The sequence below is a fragment of the Propionicimonas sp. genome, from assembly GCF_047606205.1.
In the GTDB taxonomy this organism is placed as follows: domain Bacteria; phylum Actinomycetota; class Actinomycetes; order Propionibacteriales; family Propionibacteriaceae; genus Propionicimonas.
In genome coordinates this window covers 1-3,161 of sequence record NZ_JASGES010000093.1, presented here as the reverse complement: position 1 = coordinate 3,161, position 3,161 = coordinate 1, and the positions used below count along the sequence as shown (strand labels likewise).

Annotated in this window: 3 protein-coding genes; 2 read left to right on the top strand and 1 reads right to left on the bottom strand. The window is 74.4% G+C overall.

Translation table 11 applies throughout. The features are described 5' to 3' along the window. Together QM633_RS06225 and QM633_RS06220 are read left to right on the top strand one after the other, a co-directional pair. On the top strand, positions 1-572 hold a 572-nt coding region (locus QM633_RS06225; RefSeq protein WP_415152867.1), incomplete at its 5' end, for an OsmC family protein. Positions 573-603: 31 nt separating this feature from the next. After that, on the top strand, positions 604-957 hold the full coding sequence (locus QM633_RS06220) for an antibiotic biosynthesis monooxygenase family protein (RefSeq protein WP_415152866.1): 354 nt from the start codon (positions 604-606) through the stop codon (positions 955-957). A gap of 155 nt (positions 958-1,112) precedes the next feature. Here QM633_RS06220 and QM633_RS06215 read toward each other — a convergent pair. Beyond that, positions 1,113-3,161: hypothetical protein (locus QM633_RS06215; RefSeq protein ID WP_415152865.1), on the bottom strand; the 2,049-nt coding region annotated here is incomplete at its 5' end.

The window sequence follows — 3,161 nt, the reverse complement described above, 5'->3', positions numbered from 1 at the left end:
GGTCAGGCTCGACCGGGGCCGGCTACCGGAGCTATGACAGGGCGCACCGGCTGGTCGCGATCGTGGCCGGCACGACGCCCGGAGCCGCACCGGGCGGGGATGTCGCGGCTGGGGATGCCGTCCCCGACCAACGAGCGGCAGGGGTCGCCCGCGGCCGCGACCCGCTGGCCAGGCCCGACGCCACCGCGGACGGGCCCCCGACCGGCTCCGGCCTCGCGCTCGACCTGACCGCCGATCCCGCCTTCCTGGGCAGCCCCGACCGGCTGAACCCCGAGCACCTGGTGCTCGCCGCCGCCAGTAGCTGCCAGCTGCTGTCCTTCCTGGCCGAGGCGGCCCTGAAGCGGGTGGACGTGCTCGCCTACGACGACGACGCCACCGCGGTGCTGGACGCGAGCCTGGTCCGGCCCGCGATCGTCTCGATCGCGCTGCACCCCCGGATCACCGTCGCGCCCGGCACCGACCACGACCTCGTCCGCTCCCTCGTCGACGCGGGACACCGCGGCTGCTACATCGCCAACTCGCTGGCCGTTCCCGTCCGGGTCACCGCAGAGATCGTGGACGCCGCGTCCTGACCCGCCCGCGGGCGGTGGGCACAATGGCGGCATGACCGTGATCAAGATCAACGCCATCACCGTGCCGAAGGAGTCCGGGGACGAGCTGGCCCACCGCTTCGCCGCCCGGCTGGGCGCGGTGGACGGGCAGCCGGGCTTCGGCGGCTTCGAACTCCTGCAGCCCACCGACGACCGCGACCAGTGGCTGGTCGTGACCCGTTGGGACGACGAGGAGTCCTACCAGGCCTGGCTGGCGTCCACCGACTTCCGGCGCGGCCACGGCCACGGCCCCGGCGAGGCGCCCGACCCGGCGCGTCCGCGTCCGGTCGGCACCGCCAGCGAGGTGTGGAGCTACCGGGTCGCCGTCGGCAGCCGACGCCGCGGCGTCCGCCCCAGCCCCCTCTGAACGGGAAAGGAACCGTCCCCCCGAACGGAAATGGGGACGGTTCCTTTCCCGTTCAGGTATCCGTCCCTTTCGCGTTCAGGTATCCGTCCCCTTTCCCGTTCAGAGGTCGGGCGCCGGCGTGCTGCAGGCTCGCTCGGCCGTCCCGGACGCGCCGCTCACCGGCGCAGGAGGTGACACCAGCCCTGCGCTGAGGTGACGTCGCCGGAGCAGGCCAGGACGGTGTCGGACGACGCCGCCTGGACGCCGCCGGGCGCGCCAGACGGCAGTGCGGGAAGGACGCTCCAGGTGCCGGTCTCGGGGTTGAACAGCTGACCGCCCAGCGCGACGGCGTCCCCCACCACCAGGCCGCTCTGCAGCGGGCCGCCCGTGGCCGGCGGTTCGGGAACCGTGACCCACTGCTCGCCACCGCCCGTCCGGTAGGCGGCCTCGCCGGCACCATCGGGAACCAGGACCGTCGTCGCCTGATCGGTGGTGACCAGCCGGCCCGTCCCGTTCCAGCCGGCGAGGGTGGTGGTCGAGTCGATCTGGGGCCGCGAGATCGCGTCGATGGCGAAGACCCGGAACCTCATCGAACCCGAGCCCTTCTCGCTGGTCACGTCACCGATCACCAGTTCCTTGGGGGTCAGGGACGCCGAGGAGCCCGGTCCGCCGCCGGAGGGATACGCCCCGGCCGGGATCTTCGTCCATGTCGCCGCCACCGGGTCGAACCACGCCCTGGGCCGCGCGGCGTCGTCGAAGGCGAGCAGCAGTTCGTCGTTCGCTCGCAGCGCGCCCACTCGTCCGCCGGGCAACGGCGCCGCGGGGAGTTCGCGCCAGCTGTCGACGGCCGGGTCGTAGGCGAGCAGTTGGCCACCTGCGGCCGCCACCACGTAGAGCGTCGAGCCCTGCACCGCCCAGCGCGCGGACGCGTCCAGTTCGGCCGGCGCGGACGCGATCCGGCGCCACCGGTCGGTCGCCGGGTCGTACGCCGCCCCCTCGCGGGGAATGGTCGCCTTGCAGCTGGCCATGCCCCCGCAGTCGCCGCCGATGACCAGGTAGGTGGTGCCCACCCAGGCGCCCAGCGCATTCCGCCGCGGAATGAGCGGGCTCGGCGAGGTCGCCACCCACTCGTCCACCGGCACCGGAGCGGCAGACGTGACGGCCGCCGCGAGGGTGAGCAGATAGCAGTCGTTGAGGGAGTCCGCCGGGCCGACGTAGCAGCCCAGCACCTGACTGCCGCTGCCGGCGAAGGCAGCGAAGGCCCACAGCGGGTTCGGCAGAGGCGGCACGTCGGTCCAGGCGCCGGTCGCCGGGTCGTACAGGTCGCCCCCGACGCTGACCCGGTTGCCGTCGGTGAACCGCGGCGCGCCGAGCGGCGGGTCCGCGCCGAGCAGGCCGCCGCGCCCCGGGGCGTCCGGCACCCGCCGCCAGACCGGATCGGACGGGTCGAGGGTGTACGCGGCCTGATCGCCCCCAACCAGCACGATCAGGTCGCCGGCGACCCCCAGCCAGTCGGGACTGCGCAGCGGCAGGGCCGGCACCTGCCGCCACGCACCGTCGCGGAGGACCGACCCGACCGCGCCGCCCCCTCGGGTGGAGCGAATCAGGACGACCGCGTCCGTGGTTGCCGCCACCCAGGCCTCACCTTGCCAATCCCCTGCCGGCAGGGCGGTCGCATCGGCCCAGGCGCCGGCGGCGGCGTCCCAGTGCTGCAGCCAGCCACAGTGATCCTTGAGGCACCGGATCGCGGTGGTGGTCGCGTACAACTCGCCGCCGCGGCTGACCAGCTGCCCGACGATCCGTCCGTCCGGGGCGGGGATCTGCGTCCATGCGTCGGCGGCAAGGTCATAGCGGAACAGCCGGGGATTCTCGTCCCCGGTGCGCACGTAGATCGCGTCGCCGGCGACGACCCCCTGCCCGCCGGGGAGGGGGCTGGGCGCGTCGGCGATCCTGGTCCAGCTGTCGGAGGCGGGGTCGTAGCGGGCACCGTCAGCGAGGCTCCTCCCCGGCGACGGCAGGCTGGCAGCGCACAGCTCGGCGTCGTTCGCGCTGCCCGGCGTCGCCGCCCTGCCCTGGTCGTCGAGCCCGCAGTGGCTGGTGCCGCCGATGATGTAGAACGCACTGCCCGCCCACAGGCTGATCGCGCCGTAGCGCTGGCCGATCGGGATCGGAGCGGTCTTCTGCCAGGAGCCCGCGGCGGAGGGCTCGGCCGGGACCGTCGCGTC

What these genes read in the sequence shown, in the direction of transcription:
- QM633_RS06220 (WP_415152866.1), top strand. Translation starts at nt 604, where the DNA reads ATGACCGTGATCAAGATCAACGCCATCACCGTGCCGAAGGAGTCCGGG.